Origin of the sequence: Janibacter limosus NBRC 16128, from assembly GCF_001570985.1 — a bacterium.
GTDB lineage: Bacteria > Actinomycetota > Actinomycetes > Actinomycetales > Dermatophilaceae > Janibacter > Janibacter limosus.
Window position 1 is genome coordinate 86,779 of sequence record NZ_BCSS01000008.1, and the last position, 17,037, is coordinate 103,815.

The 17,037-nt window shown below is 69.0% G+C and carries 23 protein-coding genes; 21 read left to right on the plus strand and 2 right to left on the minus strand.

What is annotated here, in order from left to right; translation table 11 throughout:
- Window positions 1-21 precede the first annotated feature (21 nt).
- From rplV to meaB, 21 genes are all read left to right on the plus strand, one after another.
- Window positions 22-399: a 50S ribosomal protein L22 gene (gene rplV, locus JLI01S_RS04660; protein ID WP_068260809.1), complete on the plus strand. Its 378-nt coding sequence runs from the start codon at window positions 22-24 to the stop codon at window positions 397-399.
- Window positions 399-1,223 (plus strand): 30S ribosomal protein S3, encoded by an 825-nt coding sequence (gene rpsC / locus JLI01S_RS04665; RefSeq protein ID WP_068260715.1) that lies wholly within the window; start codon window positions 399-401, stop codon window positions 1,221-1,223. The genes rplV and rpsC overlap by 1 nt, the downstream gene beginning before the upstream one ends.
- A 1-nt stretch (window position 1,224) precedes the next feature.
- Window positions 1,225-1,644, plus strand: a complete 420-nt coding sequence (gene rplP, locus JLI01S_RS04670; RefSeq protein ID WP_068260719.1) for a 50S ribosomal protein L16 — start codon at window positions 1,225-1,227, stop codon at window positions 1,642-1,644.
- Window positions 1,644-1,871, plus strand: coding sequence for a 50S ribosomal protein L29 (gene rpmC / locus JLI01S_RS04675; protein ID WP_068260722.1), 228 nt, complete (start codon window positions 1,644-1,646; stop codon window positions 1,869-1,871). Before rplP ends, rpmC begins: the two co-directional genes overlap by 1 nt.
- Complete coding sequence (gene rpsQ, locus JLI01S_RS04680) at window positions 1,868-2,152, plus strand: 30S ribosomal protein S17 (RefSeq protein ID WP_068260725.1); 285 nt, start codon at window positions 1,868-1,870, stop codon at window positions 2,150-2,152. Before rpmC ends, rpsQ begins: the two co-directional genes overlap by 4 nt.
- A gap of 108 nt (window positions 2,153-2,260) precedes the next feature.
- Window positions 2,261-2,629: a 50S ribosomal protein L14 gene (gene rplN, locus JLI01S_RS04685; protein ID WP_055996586.1), complete on the plus strand. Its 369-nt coding sequence runs from the start codon at window positions 2,261-2,263 to the stop codon at window positions 2,627-2,629.
- A gap of 2 nt (window positions 2,630-2,631) precedes the next feature.
- Window positions 2,632-2,970: a 50S ribosomal protein L24 gene (rplX, locus tag JLI01S_RS04690; protein WP_068260728.1), complete on the plus strand. Its 339-nt coding sequence runs from the start codon at window positions 2,632-2,634 to the stop codon at window positions 2,968-2,970.
- A 1-nt stretch (window position 2,971) separates the two neighbouring features.
- Window positions 2,972-3,547: a 50S ribosomal protein L5 gene (gene rplE, locus JLI01S_RS04695; protein ID WP_068260731.1), complete on the plus strand. Its 576-nt coding sequence runs from the start codon at window positions 2,972-2,974 to the stop codon at window positions 3,545-3,547.
- Window position 3,548: 1 nt separating this feature from the next.
- A complete protein-coding gene (locus JLI01S_RS04700) occupies window positions 3,549-3,734 on the plus strand; it encodes a type Z 30S ribosomal protein S14 (protein ID WP_007924699.1) in 186 nt (61 codons plus the stop codon).
- 70 nt (window positions 3,735-3,804) lie between these two features.
- Complete coding sequence (gene rpsH / locus JLI01S_RS04705; RefSeq protein ID WP_055996576.1) at window positions 3,805-4,203, plus strand: 30S ribosomal protein S8; 399 nt, start codon at window positions 3,805-3,807, stop codon at window positions 4,201-4,203.
- 12 nt (window positions 4,204-4,215) lie between these two features.
- Window positions 4,216-4,752, plus strand: a complete 537-nt coding sequence (gene rplF / locus JLI01S_RS04710) for a 50S ribosomal protein L6 (protein WP_068260734.1) — start codon at window positions 4,216-4,218, stop codon at window positions 4,750-4,752.
- Window positions 4,753-4,755: 3 nt separating this feature from the next.
- Window positions 4,756-5,130 (plus strand): 50S ribosomal protein L18, encoded by a 375-nt coding sequence (rplR, locus tag JLI01S_RS04715; RefSeq protein WP_068260736.1) that lies wholly within the window; start codon window positions 4,756-4,758, stop codon window positions 5,128-5,130.
- Between the two features lie 34 nt (window positions 5,131-5,164).
- Window positions 5,165-5,833: a 30S ribosomal protein S5 gene (gene rpsE, locus JLI01S_RS04720; protein WP_068260742.1), complete on the plus strand. Its 669-nt coding sequence runs from the start codon at window positions 5,165-5,167 to the stop codon at window positions 5,831-5,833.
- The gene (rpmD, locus tag JLI01S_RS04725) at window positions 5,833-6,024 is read left to right on the plus strand and encodes a 50S ribosomal protein L30 (RefSeq protein ID WP_068260746.1); all 192 of its coding nucleotides are present in this window, start codon (window positions 5,833-5,835) and stop codon (window positions 6,022-6,024) included. Before rpsE ends, rpmD begins: the two co-directional genes overlap by 1 nt.
- Window positions 6,017-6,496 (plus strand): 50S ribosomal protein L15, encoded by a 480-nt coding sequence (rplO, locus tag JLI01S_RS04730; RefSeq protein ID WP_068260750.1) that lies wholly within the window; start codon window positions 6,017-6,019, stop codon window positions 6,494-6,496. Before rpmD ends, rplO begins: the two co-directional genes overlap by 8 nt.
- Window positions 6,497-6,696: 200 nt before the next feature.
- Entirely contained in the window at window positions 6,697-8,019 is a 1,323-nt protein-coding gene (gene secY / locus JLI01S_RS04735; RefSeq protein WP_068260753.1) for a preprotein translocase subunit SecY, read from the plus strand.
- Window positions 8,019-8,582, plus strand: a complete 564-nt coding sequence (locus JLI01S_RS04740; RefSeq protein WP_068260758.1) for an adenylate kinase — start codon at window positions 8,019-8,021, stop codon at window positions 8,580-8,582. The genes secY and JLI01S_RS04740 overlap by 1 nt, the downstream gene beginning before the upstream one ends.
- A gap of 3 nt (window positions 8,583-8,585) precedes the next feature.
- The gene (map, locus tag JLI01S_RS04745) at window positions 8,586-9,434 is read left to right on the plus strand and encodes a type I methionyl aminopeptidase (RefSeq protein ID WP_084349202.1); all 849 of its coding nucleotides are present in this window, start codon (window positions 8,586-8,588) and stop codon (window positions 9,432-9,434) included.
- A 145-nt stretch (window positions 9,435-9,579) separates the two neighbouring features.
- On the plus strand, window positions 9,580-11,433 hold the full coding sequence (locus JLI01S_RS04750) for a methylmalonyl-CoA mutase family protein (RefSeq protein ID WP_245634525.1): 1,854 nt from the start codon (window positions 9,580-9,582) through the stop codon (window positions 11,431-11,433).
- On the plus strand, window positions 11,430-13,640 hold the full coding sequence (scpA, locus tag JLI01S_RS04755) for a methylmalonyl-CoA mutase (protein WP_068260759.1): 2,211 nt from the start codon (window positions 11,430-11,432) through the stop codon (window positions 13,638-13,640). The genes JLI01S_RS04750 and scpA overlap by 4 nt, the downstream gene beginning before the upstream one ends.
- On the plus strand, window positions 13,633-14,634 hold the full coding sequence (gene meaB, locus JLI01S_RS04760) for a methylmalonyl Co-A mutase-associated GTPase MeaB (protein WP_068260760.1): 1,002 nt from the start codon (window positions 13,633-13,635) through the stop codon (window positions 14,632-14,634). Before scpA ends, meaB begins: the two co-directional genes overlap by 8 nt.
- Window positions 14,635-14,738: 104 nt before the next feature.
- Here the strand turns inward: meaB and JLI01S_RS04765 are convergent, their stop codons facing one another.
- Complete coding sequence (locus JLI01S_RS04765; RefSeq protein ID WP_068260763.1) at window positions 14,739-15,692, minus strand: hypothetical protein; 954 nt, start codon at window positions 15,690-15,692, stop codon at window positions 14,739-14,741.
- Window positions 15,693-15,835: 143 nt separating this feature from the next.
- A partial coding sequence (locus tag JLI01S_RS04770) for a CPBP family intramembrane glutamic endopeptidase (RefSeq protein WP_068260765.1) occupies window positions 15,836-17,037 on the minus strand: 1,202 nt, incomplete at its 5' end.

A 17,037-nucleotide genomic window follows, 5' to 3' on the forward strand; every position in this document is an offset into this window, starting at 1 on the left:
GAGATCACCGAGCAGGAGACGCTGTCGGCTCGCGCCTCGGCGCGCAACCTGCGCGTCACGCCGCAGAAGGCGCGTCGTGTCGTCAACATGGTTCGTGGCAAGGACACGCAGACCGCGATCGCGACTCTGCAGTTCGCACCCCAGGGGGCGGCTGAGCCGGTCCTGAAGGTCGTGCAGAGCGCCATCGCCAACCTGCGGGTCAAGGCCGATGAGGCCGGGGAGCCCTTTGACGAGCGCAATCTCGTCATCTCCACGGCATTCGTCGACGAGGGTCCGACGATGAAGCGTTTCCGTCCGCGGGCCCAGGGCCGCGCCGGCCGGATCAACAAGCGCACCAGCCACATCACCGTCCTCGTGACGAGCAAGCCTGAGAAGGCCGCGAAGGGAGGGACCCGCTGATGGGTCAGAAAATCAACCCGCACGGCTTCCGTCTGGGCATCACCACCGACCACAAGAGCCGCTGGTTCGCCGACTCCAACAAGGAGGGTCAGCGCTACCGCGACTACGTCAAGGAAGACGTCGCGATCCGCAAGCTCATGTCCACGGGCATGGAGCGCGCCGGTATCGCACGCGTCGAGATCGAGCGGACCCGTGACCGCGTGCGTGTGGACATCCACACCGCACGTCCCGGGATCGTCATCGGTCGCCGTGGCGCCGAGGCCGACCGCATCCGCGGCGAGCTCGAGAAGCTCACGGGCAAGCAGGTGCAGCTGAACATCCTCGAGGTCAAGAACCCCGAGATCGAGGCTCAGCTGGTCGCCCAGGGCATCGCCGAGCAGCTCGCTGCTCGTGTCACCTTCCGTCGCGCCATGCGCAAGGGGATGCAGTCCTCCCTTCGCGCCGGTGCCAAGGGCATCCGGATCCAGTGCTCCGGGCGCCTCGGTGGTGCCGAGATGTCCCGCTCCGAGTTCTACCGCGAGGGTCGCGTGCCGCTGCACACCCTCCGGGCGAACATCGACTACGGCTTCTACGAGGCCCGCACGACCTTCGGCCGCATCGGCGTCAAGGTCTGGATCTACAAGGGCGACATGACCGAGAAGGAGTTCGCGGCCCAGCAGGCGACCGCAGCCCCCCGCGGCCGTGGCCCCCGTCGCGACCGCGACGACCGTCCCGCCCGCGCCCGTCGTGGTGGCGACCGCAGCGAGGCTCCGGCTCAGGCCGGGGCCCCCGCTGCGGAGGCTCCTGCTGTCGAGGCGCCGGCCAAGACCGAGGGAGAGTCCTGAGATGTTGATCCCCCGACGGGTCAAGCACCGCAAGCAGCACCACCCGAAGCGTTCCGGCATGGCCAAGGGCGGCACCGCCGTCTCCTTCGGTGACTACGGCCTCCAGGCACTCTCGCCGGCCTACGTCACCAACCGCCAGATCGAGGCCGCTCGTATCGCGATGACGCGCTTCATGAAGCGTGGCGGAAAGGTCTGGATCAACATCTACCCGGACCGTCCGCTCACCAAGAAGCCGGCTGAGACCCGCATGGGTTCCGGTAAGGGCTCGCCCGAGTGGTGGGTCGCCAACGTCAAGCCCGGCCGGATCATGTTCGAGATCTCCGGCGTGGACGAGGAGACCGCTCGCGAGGCCATGCGCCTGGCGATGCACAAGCTGCCGATGAAGTGCCGCTTCGTCGTGCGTGAGGGTGGTGGCAACTGATGGCAGTCGGATCCAAGGACCTGACTCCGGTCGAGCTGCGTGAGTTGACCGACGAGCGTCTGGTCGACGAGCTGCGCAAGGGCAAGGAGGAGCTGTTCAACCTCCGGTTCCAGTCGGCCACCGGTCAGCTCGAGAACCACGGCCGCCTCCGTGCGGTCCGCAAGGACATCGCCCGGATCTACACCGAGATGCGCGAGCGCGAGCTCGGGATCGGGGAGTCCAAGTGAGCGAGAACGTGAAGGAAGACACCGTGACCACCCGTAACGACCGCAAGTCGCGCCGCGGCTACGTCGTCAGCGACAAGATGGACAAGACTGTTGTCGTCGAGGTCGAGGACCGCGTCAAGCACGCGCTGTACGGCAAGGTCATCCGCAAGACCTCCAAGGTCAAGGCGCACGACGAGGACAACGCCGCCGGTATCGGTGACCACGTCCTCATCATGGAGACCCGACCGTTGTCTGCCAGCAAGCGCTGGCGCATCGTCGAGATCCTCGAAAAGGCCAAGTAAGGCCCACCCCGGAGCGAAGGGGGCGCATGCCCCCTTCGCCCGCGTAGACCACATCAGTTCGGCCAGGCTCGCCCTGAGCGAGAACCAGCACGACGACAGGAGTGAGAAGTGATCCAGCAGGAGTCGCGACTGCGCGTCGCCGACAACACCGGTGCCAAGGAGATCCTGTGCATCCGTGTGCTCGGCGGCTCCGGCCGCCGGTACGCCGGCGTCGGCGACACGATCGTCGCCACCGTCAAGGACGCCATCCCCGGTGGCAATGTCAAGAAGGGTGACGTCGTCAAGGCAGTCATCGTTCGCACCAAGAAGGAGCGCCGTCGCAACGACGGTTCCTACATCAAGTTCGACGAGAACGCTGCCGTCATCCTCAAGGCTGACGGCGAGCCTCGCGGGACCCGCATCTTCGGCCCGGTCGGTCGCGAGCTTCGCGACAAGAAGTTCATGAAGATCGTCTCGCTCGCACCGGAGGTGATCTGATCATGGCAAAGCTCAAGATCAAGAAGGGCGACCTCGTCCAGGTCCTGTCCGGCAAGGACAAGGGCCTGCAGGGCAAGGTCATCTCTGTCAACACCGAGACTCAGCGCGTCGTGGTCGAGGGTGTCCAGCGGGTCACCCGCCACACCAAGGCCGGTTTCGGCGGTCAGGCCGGTGGCCTGGTCGTCTCCGAGGCGCCGATCCACGTGAGCAACGTGGCCGTCGTCGACCCGGAGGACAACAAGCCGACCCGCATCCGGACCCGTGTCGAGACCGTCGAGCGTGACGGTCGCACCAAGGCGAGCCGCACCCGCGTCGCGGGCCGCTCGGGCAAGGACCTCTGAAGTGACTGAGACCATCGAGACCCCCGCCGTCGAGGCCCCGCGCCTCAAGGCCAAGTACGCCGACGAGGTCGTCCCCGCTCTCCAGGAGCAGTTCGCCTTCGCCAACACGATGCAGGTTCCCCGCGTCGTCAAGGTCGTCGTCAACATGGGCGTCGGTGACGCCGCCAAGGACAGCAAGCTGATCGAAGGCGCCATCCGCGACCTGACCGCCATCACGGGTCAGAAGCCGCAGGTGACCAAGGCTCGTAAGTCCATCGCGCAGTTCAAGCTGCGTGAGGGCATGCCGATCGGCTGCCACGTCACCCTGCGCAACGCGCGGATGTGGGAGTTCCTCGACCGGCTCACGTCGGTCGCGCTGCCCCGCATCCGTGACTTCCGCGGCCTGAGCCCGAAGCAGTTCGACGGCAACGGCAACTACACCTTCGGTCTGAACGAGCAGTCGATGTTCCACGAGATCGACCAGGACAAGATCGATCGCGTCCGAGGCATGGACATCACCGTGGTCACGACCGCGACGAACGACGACGAGGGCCGCGCGCTGCTCAAGCAGCTGGGCTTCCCCTTCAAGGAGAACTGACATGGCGAAGACCGCCCTGATCAACAAGGCGAACAAGAAGCCGAAGTTCAAGGTCCGCGGTTACACGCGGTGCCAGCGCTGCGGCCGGCCGCACTCGGTCTACCGCAAGTTCGGCCTGTGCCGTGTGTGCCTTCGCGAGATGGCCCACCGTGGCGAGCTCCCCGGCGTGACCAAGTCCAGCTGGTAACCACCTTTTTCAACACCACGACACCGAAGGTCCTGATGGAAACCGCGGTGAGAAGGGGCAGGCAGAGCCCATGACCATGACCGACCCGATTGCGGACATGCTGACCCGCGTCCGGAACGCCAACTCGGCGCACCACGACGAGGTCTCCATGCCGTACTCCAAGCTCAAGTCGCACATCGCGGACATCCTCCAGGCGGAGGGTTTCATCGCGGGGTGGGAGGTCGCAGAGGCGACCGTTGGCCAGACGCTGACGATCAACCTCAAGTACGGCCCCAACCGTGAGCGTTCCATCGCGGGCGTGCGCCGGGTGTCCAAGCCCGGTCTGCGCGTGTACGCGAAGTCCACCAACCTTCCGAAGGTTCTCGGCGGCCTCGGCGTGGCGATCATCTCCACGTCCTCTGGCCTCCTGACCGACCGGCAGGCCGCAACCAAGGGTGTGGGTGGGGAAGTCCTCGCCTACGTCTGGTAAGGGGAAGCAGACATGTCGCGTATTGGACGACTCCCGGTCGCCATCCCCAGCGGTGTCGACATCGCCATCGAGGGCCAGACCGTCAAGGTCAAGGGCCCCAAGGGCGAGCTGCAGGTCATCGTGACCGACGCGATCTCGGTCGCCAAGACCGAGGACGGCGTCGAGGTCTCGCGCCAGGACGACGCGCGTGAGTCGCGCTCGCTCCACGGCCTGACCCGCAGCCTGATCAACAACATGGTCGTCGGTGTCACCGAGGGCTACGAAAAGAAGCTCGAGATCCACGGCACCGGTTACCGCGTGCAGAACAAGGGCGGCTCCCTGGAGTTCGCTCTCGGGTACAGCCACCCCGTCGTGGTGGAGGCCCCCGAGGGGATCAGCTTCAACGTCGAGAACCCGACCCGCCTGAGCGTGTCCGGCATCGACAAGCAGCTCGTCGGCGAGACCGCTGCCAACATCCGCAAGCTCCGCCGGCCCGACCCGTACAAGGGCAAGGGTGTCCGGTACGAGGGCGAGCAGATCCGTCGCAAGGTCGGAAAGGCTGGTAAGTAAGCCATGGCCAAGATCATCAAGCGTGCCAAGGGCAAGAGCGCCGCTCGCGGCCGTCGCCACCTGCGTCTTCGCAAGAAGGTCAGCGGGACCGCGGTGCGGCCCCGTCTGGTCGTGAGCCGGAGCAGCCGCCACGTCTTCGTCCAGGTCGTCGACGACACCGTCGGCAAGACTGTCGCGTCGGCGTCGACCATGGAGGCCGACGTGCGTGCCCTCGAGGGCGACAAGACTGACCGGGCCAAGAAGGTCGGTGAGCTCGTCGCCGAGCGAGCCAAGGCCAGCGGTGTCGAGGCGGTCGTCTTCGACCGTGGAGGCAACCGGTACCACGGTCGCGTCGCCGCCATCGCGGACGGCGCTCGCGAAGGGGGTCTGACCCTGTGATGCAGGCCCAGAACGTCGAGAAGAGGAACATCTGATGCCCGGACCCCAGCGTCGAGGCGCCGGTGCCGCCGCAGGCACCAACGAGCGCTCCAGCAACGACCGTCGTGACAACCGTGGCGGTGGCCGCGACCGTCGTGACGGTGGCCGCGACCGCAACGAGACTCAGTTCGTCGAGCGCGTCGTGACCATCAACCGCGTCTCCAAGGTCGTCAAGGGTGGTCGTCGCTTCAGCTTCACCGCCCTGGTCGTCGTCGGTGACGGGGACGGCACCGTGGGTGTCGGTTACGGCAAGGCCAAGGAGGTGCCCGCGGCGATCGCCAAGGGTGTCGAGGAGGCGAAGAAGAACTTCTTCGTCGTCCCACGCATCCAGGGCACGATCCCGCACCCCATCCAGGGTGAGGCCGCTGCTGGCGTCGTCATGCTCCGTCCGGCATCCCCGGGTACCGGTGTCATCGCCGGTGGTCCGGTCCGCGCCGTGCTCGAGTGCGCCGGTATCCACGACGTGCTGTCCAAGAGCCTCGGCTCGGACAACGCGATCAACATCGTCCACGCGGCAGTCGCGGCCCTCCAGGGTCTCGAGCGTCCGGAGCAGGTTGCGGCTCGCCGCGGTCTGCCTCTGGACCAGGTCGCTCCGGCAGCCATGCTGCGCGCCCAGGCTGCTGGTCGCGCCGAGGCCGCCGAGAAGGCAAAGGCGGGTGCGTGATGGCTCGACTCAAGGTCACCCAGACCCGTTCCGAGATCGGCGGCAAGCAGAACCAGCGGGACACGCTGCGCAGCCTCGGTCTGAAGCGCATCGGCGACGTTGTCGTCAAGGAGGACCGCCCGGAGATCCGCGGCATGGTCCAGACGGTTCGCCACCTGGTGACCGTCGAGGAGGTTACTGATCATGGCTGACTCCAAGGCCAACACCAACGAGGAGCAGACCCACGCTCTGAAGGTGCACCACCTGCGTCCCGCCCCGGGTGCCAAGACCGCGAAGACCCGTGTGGGTCGCGGTGAGGGCTCCAAGGGCAAGACCGCTGGTCGCGGTACCAAGGGCACCAAGGCCCGGTACCAGGTGCCGGAGCGCTTCGAGGGTGGTCAGACGCCGCTGCACATGCGTCTGCCCAAGCTCCGCGGCTTCAAGAACCCGTTCAAGACCCAGTACCAGGTCGTGAACCTCGACCGCATCTCCTCCCTCTTCCCCGAGGGTGGCGCTGTGGGTGTCGAGGAGCTCGTGGCCAAGGGTGCCGTCCGTGACGGTCACCCGGTCAAGGTCCTCGGTTCCGGCGAGATCACGGTGAAGGTCGACCTCACGGTCGATGCCTTCTCCGCGAGCGCCAAGGACAAGGTCGAAGCGGCTGGCGGCAGCATCTCTGCTCGCTGACCCTTCGGTCATCTCCTCGAGGCCGCCCCGTTCGCGGGGCGGCCTCGAGGCGTCTTCGGACCCGTTGTCCGTGAGGGGGACGCGGGTCACGTCGCGACTTCATGGTTGCGGCAGGTATCGTCGGTCAGGTTGTGCCGCCAGTCGGCGGCTCCTGCCCGCAGCTCACATCTGCACCCCGGCACCGTCCTGGAGGAACCCACGTGCTCTCCGTCTTCATCCGGGCGTTCAAGACGCCCGATCTGCGGCGCAAGCTGCTCTTCACGCTGGGCATCATCGTGCTCTTCCGCCTCGGCTCCCACGTGCCGACGCCGAATGTGAACTACAGCGCGGTCCAGGACTGCATCGCGGGGGCACGCCAGGACGGCGGTAACAACTTCCTCGGGATGGCCAACCTCTTCAGTGGTGGCGCCCTCCTGCAGCTGTCGATCTTTGCGCTCGGGATCATGCCGTACATCACGGCGAGCATCATCGTGCAGCTCCTCACGGTCGTCATCCCTCGCTTCGAGGCATTGAAGAAGGAGGGGCAGACCGGCCAGGCCAAGATGACGCAGTACACGCGCTACCTGACGATCGCCCTGGCCGTCCTCCAGTCCGCCACCTTCATCACCTTCGCCCGCAACCCCGCGGCGCTGTTCAACAACGCCGAGTGCGGGCCGATCCTCTACCGCGAGTCGATGTTCTCCATCGTCCTGATGGTCCTGACCATGACGGCCGGTACCGGCCTGATCATGTGGCTCGGTGAGCTCGTGACGGACAAGGGCGTCGGCAACGGCATGTCGCTGTTGATCTTCACCTCGATCACCGCCACCTTCCCCAGCTCGTTGTGGGCCATCCAGCAGCGCGACGGACGCTGGGACCTCTTCTTCCTCGTCATCGCGATCGGCTTCGTCATCATCGCGGCGGTCGTCTTCGTCGAGCAGAGCCAGCGCCGCATCCCGGTGCAATATGCCAAGAAGATGGTCGGCCGGCAGATGTACGGCGGGACGTCGACGTACATCCCGATCAAGGTCAACATGGCCAACGTGATCCCGATCATCTTCGCCAGCTCGATGCTCGCTCTTCCGCAGATGCTGGCGCAGTTCCAGTCCGACCCCGCGGGCAACAACCCGGCCTGGGTGGACTGGATCAACACCTATCTCGTGCGGGGTGACCACCCCATCTACATGGCGGTCTTCACCGCGATGATCCTCTTCTTCACCTTCTTCTACGTCTCGATCACCTTCAACCCCACGGAGGTCGCTGACAACATGAAGAAGTACGGGGGATTCATCCCCGGTATCCGCGCCGGGCGACCCACGGCCGAGTACCTCCAGTACGTGCTCACCCGCATCACCGTGCCGGGAGCCATCTACCTCGCTCTGATCTCGTTGATCCCGCTCATCGCTTTTGTGTGGATCGGGGCCAACCAGGACTTCCCCTTCGGCGGTGCGTCTATCCTCATCATGGTGGGCGTCGGTCTGGAGACGGTGAAGCAGATCGAGTCCCAGCTCCAGCAACGCCACTACGAAGGATTCCTCCGCTGATGCGTCTCATCATCTTGGGCCCCCCCGGGGCCGGCAAGGGCACCCAGGCCACCCGGATCGCCGACCACTACGGCATCCCTGCGGTCTCCACCGGCGACATCTTCCGCGCCAACATCAAAAATGAGACGGAGCTCGGGCTCCAGGTCAAGGAGATCCTCGCCTCCGGCGGGTACGTCTCCGACGACATCACCAACGCGATCGTCGAGTCCCGGCTCGACGAGGACGACGCCGCTCCCGGCTTCCTGCTCGACGGGTACCCGCGCACGACCGCGCAGGTCACCGCGCTGGACGCGATGCTCGCCAAGAGCGACCACTCGATCGACAAGGTGCTGGAGCTCGTCGTCGACGACGAGGTCGTCGTGCAGCGTCTGCTCAAGCGCGCCGAGCTCGAGGGTCGCGCCGATGACACCGAGGAGGTCATCCGCGAGCGGATGGCCATCTACCACCGCGAGACCAAGCCGCTGTCGGATGCCTACGCCGAGCGCAACCTGCTCGTCACGGTGGACGGCGAGGGCGAGGTCGACGAGGTCGCCGAGCGGATCGTCGCCGCGCTGGGCGCCTGACCCGTGTCGCTCTTCGGTCGCGAGCGGGTCCGCGCGCGCACCCCGGACCAGCTCCGGGCGATGCGCGTGGCGGGCCTGCTCGTCGGCCGCACTCTCGACATGCTGCGCACGCAGGTGCGTGCGGGCATGACGACCGGGCAGCTGGATGCCCTGGCGGAGGACTTCATCCGCAGCGGCGGAGGCATCCCCAACTTCCAGCTCGTGCCCGGATACAGCCACACCCTGTGCACCTCCGTCGACGACGAGATCGTCCACGGGATCCCGGGGGAGCGGGTGCTGCGCGAGGGTGACCTGCTGAGCATCGACTGCGGCGCCGAGGTCGACGGGTGGAACGGCGATGCCGCCATCACCCTCGTCGTCGGTGGCGACGCTGCCGGTGACCCGGCTGCCGCCCGACTGTCGGAGATCACCCGCCGTTCGCTCTGGGCCGGTCTGGCCGCCCTTCGTCCCGGAGGCGACCTCAACGACATCGGTGGCGCGGTCGAGGACTCGATCCGCGCCGACGGCCGTGCGGACGGGGTGGCCTACGGCATCGTCGAGGACTACACCGGCCACGGCATCGGCGAGCACATGCACCTGCCGCCCAATGTCCCCAACTACCGCGTCCGCGGGCGCGTGCCGCAGACCCCGGTCGGTGCGACCCTCGCGATCGAGCCGATGGTGACACTTGGTGACCAGGCCAACCACGTCCTCGAGGACGACTGGACCGTCGTCACCGACGACGGCCGGCCGGCGGCGCACTGGGAGCACTCGGTCGCCATCACCGAGCGGGGCATCTGGGTGCTGACCGCGCTGGACGGCGGCGAGGCCGAGCTCACGGCCCGCGGCGCCACCTTCGGCCCCCTGGACTGAGCCGCCCGTACGGCATCGTCCGCCCACTGTGGTGCACGCGACGTTGGACAGCCCCTCGCTGCGGCGACCCTGATCGGTAGGGTGCGAAGTCAGTCATGCCGTCGGCCGCGCGTCGACGTCCGGGTCGATGAGGAGCGCTACGAGGATGACCCTTCCCCCTGCAGAGCACGAGACCATGGGGCTGGCCGCGGGATTCCCGCGGACGAGCCCGGACGAGTGGGCCGAGCTGGCCGCTGGTGTGGTCAACAAGTCCCGGCCCGAGGGCCGCAAGGTCGACGCGGAGGGTGCTCGTGAGGCCCTGACCAGCCACCTGCCCGGGGGCGTCGACATCGACCCGATCTACTGGCCGCAGCCGGGCACGGCGCTCGGTCTGCCGGGCGCGATGCCCTTCACCCGTGGCCGCGGCCCGCGCAACCCGGACCTGCCGTGGGATCTGCGTCAGCTCCACGACGACCCGGACGCGGCCGTCAGCCGCAAGGCGGTCCTCGACGACCTCGAGCGTGGCGTCAGCTCGGTCTGGCTGCACGTCGGCGCCGACGGCATCGCCGCAGCAGACATCGCCGACGTCCTCACCGATGTCCAGGTCGACCTGGCTCCGGTCGTCGTCAGCTCCCTCGACGACCAGCCCGCAGCCGCGGCGGCGCTCGTCGCTGCGTGGGAGGCGAAGGGGGTCGACGCGGGCGTCGTCCGCGGCAGCCTCGGGCACGACCCCATCGGCCAGGTCGCCGTGCGCGGCGGGACGCCGGACCTCACCGCACTCGCCGATGCCGTCGCCACCTGTCGTGACCGCTTCACCGGCGTGCGGGCGATCACCGTCGACGCGCGAGTGCACCACGATGCCGGGGCGAGTGACCAGGACGAGATCGCGCTGGCCCTGGCCACCGCGCTGGACTACGTGCGCCACCTGTCGCAGGCGGGCATCGAGCCGGCCGAGTCCTTCCGCCGGATCGACTTCCGTGTCGCTGCGACGGCGGACCAGTTCGCCACGATCGCCAAGCTGCGTGCGCTGCGCCGCACCTGGGCCCGGGTCGGCGAGGTGCTCGACGTGCCCGAGGCCGACCGGGGTGCGTGGATCCACGCCGTGACCTCGGCTCGCATGCAGACGCGCACCGACCCGTGGGTCAACCTGCTGCGCGACACGATCGCCTGCTTCGCCGCGGCCGCCGGTGGCGCCGACGCGATCACCGTGCTGCCCTACGACCACGCGCTGGGCCTGCCGACTGCGTTCTCCCGCAGGGTCGCCCGCAACACCCAGTCGTTGCTCGCCTCCGAGTCGAATGTCGCCCGGGTCGCGGACCCGGCCGGCGGGTCGGCCTATGTCGAGTCGCTCACCGACCAGCTGGCGCGTGCCGCTTGGGCCTGGTTCGGCGAGCTCGACGCTGCCGGCGGAGCCGCCGCCGGGCTGGCGTCCGGTGTGATCGCCGAGCGCTTGGCGGCAACTCGCGCCGAGCGCGACGCCGCCCTGGCCACTCGCGTCCAGCCCATCACCGGCACGTCGACCTTCCCGCTCGCGGGGGAGGAGCTGCTGGAGCGGACCGCACGGGTGGAGCTACCCGGCGAGGGGCTCCCGCGTCGTCGTGACTCTGAGGTCTTCGAGGCGCTGCGCGAGCGGACCGCTGCCGGGGACATCAGCGTCCCCGTCCTGGCCCTCGGCCCGGCCCGCGAGCACACTGCCCGGTTGGGCTTCGTCATCAACCTCCTGGGTGTCGCTGGCATCCGGCCCGACGTCGTCGAGGTCACGGATGCCGACTCGATCCCCGCGCAGAGCGGCCCGGTCGCGATCATCGCCTCCTCGCCCAAGGGGTACGAGGCCCTCGCCGAGGCGAGCGTCTCCTCCCTTCGTGCAGCGGGCGTGGAGCGCATCCTCGTCGCCGGCTCCGGTAAGGAGCTCGGCGACACCGCTGTCGACGGAGAGGTCCGCGACGGCATGGACATCGTCACCTTCCTCGACGACCTCCTCACCACCCTTGGTGCACAGCAGGCAGGAGCCCGGGCATGAGCACGCAGATCCCCACCTTCGACACGGTCGACCTCGGCGAGGGCGCTCCCTCCGCCGACGGGGCCGACCTCTGGCAGGAGGCCCTCGAGGCCACCCCCGGCGCGGCCGACGGGTGGCAGACGCCCGAAGGCATCGATGTCGCGCCGGTCTACACCGAGGCCGACACCTCGGGCCTGGACTTCCTCGAGACGGCCCCCGGGACGGCTCCCTTCCTGCGTGGTCCGTACCCGACCATGTACGTCAACCAGCCGTGGACGATCCGTCAGTACGCGGGCTTCTCCACCGCAGAGGAGTCCAACGCCTTCTACCGGCGCAACCTCGCGGCCGGGCAGAAGGGCCTCTCGGTCGCCTTCGACCTGGCGACCCACCGTGGCTACGACAGTGACCACCCGCGCGTCTCCGGCGACGTCGGCATGGCCGGTGTCGCCATCGACTCGATCTACGACATGCGCACGCTCTTCGGGGGCATCCCGCTGGACCGCATGAGCGTGTCGATGACCATGAACGGCGCGGTCCTGCCGATCCTCGCCCTCTACGTCGTCGCGGCCGAGGAGCAGGGGGTGAGCCCGGAGCAGCTGAGCGGAACCATCCAGAACGACATCCTCAAGGAGTTCATGGTCCGCAACACCTACATCTATCCGCCGACCCCGTCGATGCGGATCATCTCCGATATCTTCGCCTTCACCAGCCAGCGGATGCCGCGCTTCAACTCCATCTCGATCTCCGGCTATCACATGCAGGAGGCCGGGGCGACGCAGGACCTCGAGCTCGCGTACACCCTCGCCGATGGCATCGAGTACATCCGGGCCGGCAAGGAGGCCGGCATGGACGTCGACTCCTTCGCGCCGCGCCTGTCCTTCTTCTGGGCGATCGGCATGAACTTCTACATGGAGGTCGCCAAGCTGCGCGCCGCGCGCCTGCTGTGGGCCCGCCTGGTGAAGGAAAACTTCGAGCCGGAGAACCCCAAGTCGCTCTCCCTGCGGACGCACTCGCAGACCTCGGGCTGGTCGCTGACCGCGCAGGACGTCTACAACAACGTCTCGCGCACCTGCATCGAGGCGATGGCCTCGACCCAGGGGCACACGCAGAGCCTGCACACCAATGCCCTCGACGAGGCCATCGCGCTGCCGACCGACTTCTCCGCCCGCATCGCCCGCAACACCCAGCTGGTGCTGCAGCAGGAGTCGGGCACGACGCGCGTCATCGACCCGTGGGGCGGCAGCGCCTATGTCGAGCGACTGACCCACGACCTCGCGCAGCGCGCTTGGGCCCACATCGACGAGGTCGAGAAGGCCGGCGGCATGGCCAAGGCCATCGAGGCCGGCATCCCCAAGATGCGCATCGAGGAGGCGGCCGCGCGTACCCAAGCGCGCATCGACTCCGGTCAGCAGCCCGTCATCGGGGTCAACACCTACCCGGTCACCGAGAGCACGGTCGACGAGGCCATCGAGATCCTCAAGGTCGACAATGCCGCAGTCCGCGCCTCGCAGATCGCCCAGCTGGAGCGACTGCGGTCCGAGCGGGACGAAGGGGAGGTCCGCGCGGCCCTCGCAGCCCTCACCGAGGCGGCCCGGGCCGAGGGTGGCTCCATGGAGACCAACCTCCTCGCGCTCGCGATCGACGCCGGCCGGGCCAAGGCGACGGTCGGTGAGATCTCCTCGGCGCTCGAGGAGGTCTACGGCCGCTACACCGCACAGATCCGTACGATCTCTGGTGTGTACCGGGACGAGGCAGGCAAGGGCGGGGCCGTGGACGAGGTCCTGGCCAAGGTCGAGGACTTCGAGCAGGCCGAGGGGCGCCGACCGCGCATCCTCGTGGCCAAGATGGGCCAGGACGGGCACGACCGTGGGCAAAAGGTCATCGCGACCGCCTTTGCCGACCTCGGCTTCGACGTCGACGTGGGTCCGCTCTTCCAGACCCCCGGCGAGGTCGCCCGACAGGCCGTCGAGGGCGATGTCCACGTCGTGGGCGTCTCCTCCCTCGCCGCGGGTCACCTGAGCCTCGTGCCGGCGCTGCGGGCCGAGCTCGACGCCCTCGGGCGCGAGGACCTCATGATCGTCGTGGGCGGGGTCATCCCGGACCAGGACTTCGAGGAGCTGCGCGCCGCGGGTGCGGACGACATCTACCCGCCCGGCACCGTCATCGCCACGGCGGCCGGGGGCCTCGTCGACCGCCTGCGGGAGCGGGCTGCCGGCTCCGATGGCTGAGTCGGTCGCCGACCTCGCACAGGGGATCCGTGATCGCTCGCGGGCACACATCGCCCGCGCGATCACGCTCGTCGAGTCCTCGCGCCCGGACCACCGGGAGCGGGCTCGCGAGCTGCTCGCGCTCATCGCGCCGGACACCGGCCACGGGCTGCGCGTCGGCATCTCGGGCATCCCGGGGGCCGGCAAGTCGACCTTCATCGACGCCCTCGGCACGCGGCTGATCGAGCGCGGTCACCGGGTGGCCGTCGTCGCGGTGGACCCGAGCAGCTCACGCACCGGCGGGTCGGTCCTCGGTGACCGCACCCGCATGGCAGCGCTGACGGCCAGCGAGGATGCCTTCGTGCGTCCCTCGCCGTCGGGCGCGCACCTCGGCGGGGTCGCCCGCGCGACCCGTGAGGGCATGCTCGTCCTGGAGGCTGCCGGCTACGACGTCGTGCTCGTCGAGACGGTCGGTGTCGGTCAGTCCGAGGTCGCCGTCGCCGAGATGGTCGACACCTTCCTGCTGCTCGCGCTCGCCCGTGGTGGCGACCAGCTGCAGGGGATCAAGCGCGGCATCCTCGAGATGGCCGATGTCATCGCGGTCAACAAGGCTGATGGTGAGCACGCGGGCGACGCTCGCGTGGCAGCACGGGAGCTCTCGGGCGCGATGCGGCTGATGAACTCCGACCCCGACGCCCGACGTCCCCCGGTCCTCACCTGCAGCGCCTACACCGGTGACGGCCTGGACGACGTGTGGGCCGCGGTCCTCGAGCACCGCGCGTGGCTCGAGGAACAGGGCTCGCTGCACGGCCGCCGGGCCGAGCAGCAGCGTGAGTGGATGTGGGCGATGGTCGACGCCGAGCTGCGCGACGCCGTGCGGCGCTCGCCGCGTGTGCGGGAGCTGCTCGGTGGGCTGACGCCCGGCGTGCGTTCGGGTGAGGTCAGCGCCGTCGACGGCGCCGCACGGATCATCGAGGCCTTCTCCGCGGACCTCGCCGAGCGATCGGTCGACTGACCACCCGTCGCCTGAGTCATGACATGCCCGCCCGGATGACCGTCAGGGGTCACCCAGGCGGGCATGTCGTCACCCAGGTGCAGACCGGGCGAAGGGGGCGCGTGTCAGTGCTGGCGGCGGGGGCGCAGCATCATCAGCGCCGCGAGGGCGGTGAGCCCACCGAGCGCCAGGGGAGCGGCGGGGGAGTGCTGCGCGACGCCGTCCGTCTGGACGACCGCGGGGATCTCGGGGGTGTCCTCGTCGGGCGTCGTGTCCTCGGGTGCGGGGCAGTCGGCGGGCAGCTCGAGGAGCCCGCCACCCAGGTCCGCGGCGAGCAGTACGTCGAAGAACTCGGCGACCTCCTGCAGCACCAGACGGTCGTCCTCGGTGGCGACGTAGTCCGGCGTGGCCGCGGAGCCGAGCGAGGTGGCCCACTCCTCGTCCTCCCAGTCCTCCTCGGTCCAGGCCTCCTCCTCGACGGCGAACCAGTCGACCTCCTCAGCGTCGGTGCGCACCGTGCGCGAGGCGCCGGGTGCCAGCACCAACTCGCTGTAGTCCTCGTCGCTGTCGGCGTCGCCCCACAGGACGAGCACCTCGGGGTTGCCGGCCGGGTTGCTGAAGGTCACGGTGCCGCAGTCGGCCACGGCCGTGACGGCCGCGTGCTCGGGGGCGCACGGGGTCGACGAGAGCGCGACGTCGAAGCTCGTGGTGGCCCCTTCGGCGAGGACGGCGCCATCGACCGCCTCGGCGGTGATCGTGGCAGAGGCGTCGGGCAGCGTCACGCCCTGCGCGTCGCCGAAGACGAGTTCGTCGAGCTCCTCCTCGCTCATCGCGTCCTCCGGCCAGAAGGCGACGCCGGCGTAGTCGCCGGCGGTCAGCTGCACGACGGTGCCGTCGATCTCGACGAGGTACTGCACTCCGGCGATGTCGGGGATGGTCACCCGGTCCTGGCCGAGCCCGCACTCGTCGACGACGGTGGGAGCGCTCGGGGTGACGGGCGCGTCGGCGGCGTGTGCGGGGAGTGCCGCGGTCAGGCCGAGGGCCGTGGACAGGCAGAGGGCGCTGAGGATACGACGCACGGTGATGACTCCGAGGATGCAGGGCGGGCTGGTGCCGCGCCGGGCTGAGTGAGATGCCGGGTCTCGAGAGGAGCGTCTGGGGTCAGACCTCGGTGCCGGTCGATCGGATCATAGAGCCATCGCGCGACGGTGACCAGACCTGCTCACGGATGCGTCGGGGACGACGCGATCTCGTTGGTGGCGGGCGCCCCGAACTTCTTTGGTGCGATGCCGCTGCGGCGGGCGAGCCACAGCAGGATCGCCGTCATGATCGCCGTGGCGACGACGCTCAGGCCGGCCGTGTCAGCGGTGCTCGTCGTCTGCTCGGTGACGTAGGCGTCCTGGATCCCGCCGAGCACGGTCAGCCCGATGACGATGACCATGTTGTTGACGACGTGCAGGACGATCGCTGCCTCGAGCCCGCCGGTGCGCCAGGTGAGGTAGCAGCAGGCGGCGGCCATGCCCGCGAGGTCGAACAGCACCCAGGGGTCGAGCGAGGTGTGTGCCAGGGCGAAGGTGGCGGCCGACAGCACGGTGCTCACGACGAGCGCGAGGACGGGACGCTTGATCCACGCACCGACTCCCTGCATGAGCCCGCCACGGAAGGCGACCTCCTCGCCGGCGGCCTGCAGGGGAGTGGTGAGCACGGTGATGAGGAGCAGCCAGCCCCAGTGGTCCGGCCGGGCCGAGGGCTGCTCGCCGGAGAGGACCCAGGCAGCCGCGAGGTAGGCGCCCCAGAGGACGGTCGTCACGAGCGTGGCCCGCCCGAGCCAGCGCCATCGGATGCGCCCCGCGACGGACCAGATCTTGCCCATCGGTCGCCAGTGCCCGACCCGGGTGGCCACGAGAGCGGCGGGGATGAGGCCGGCGAGCATGAGGTTGCCGATGAGCATCGTCACCGGTGCGACCGGATCGACCTCGGCGGCGTCGGTGGTCTCGAGCATCGACGGGTCGAGCACGAGCCACAGGATGCTGAGGACGATCGAGATGGCCAGGAAGGTGCCGAGCCCTGCCGCCAGCGCCAGCAGCGGTCGCCACCAGCGGTAGTGCGTGGTGCGCATCTGGTGCAGGTAGCTCCGCGGCACGTCGTCGGCGAAGGGGGCAAACGTCGTCGTCCCCGCCGTCGTCATCACACCGGCCGGGGCATGCCGGGCCTGCGCGTGGCGGCGGGCCGCTTCGACGAGACCCACGGCCACCGGGTGGATGCCGGCCTCGGCGGCCAGCGGCAGCACCGACAGGACGGCGAAGGGGGAGCCCCCCGACCGGATCGTGGTGGCACCGCCCGCGCCGGTCGGGTCCTGCGTCGTCCAGGTGGTGCCGGGCGCGCTGAGGAAGTCGGCGGCGGGGCGGGCGCCTCCGGCGTCGT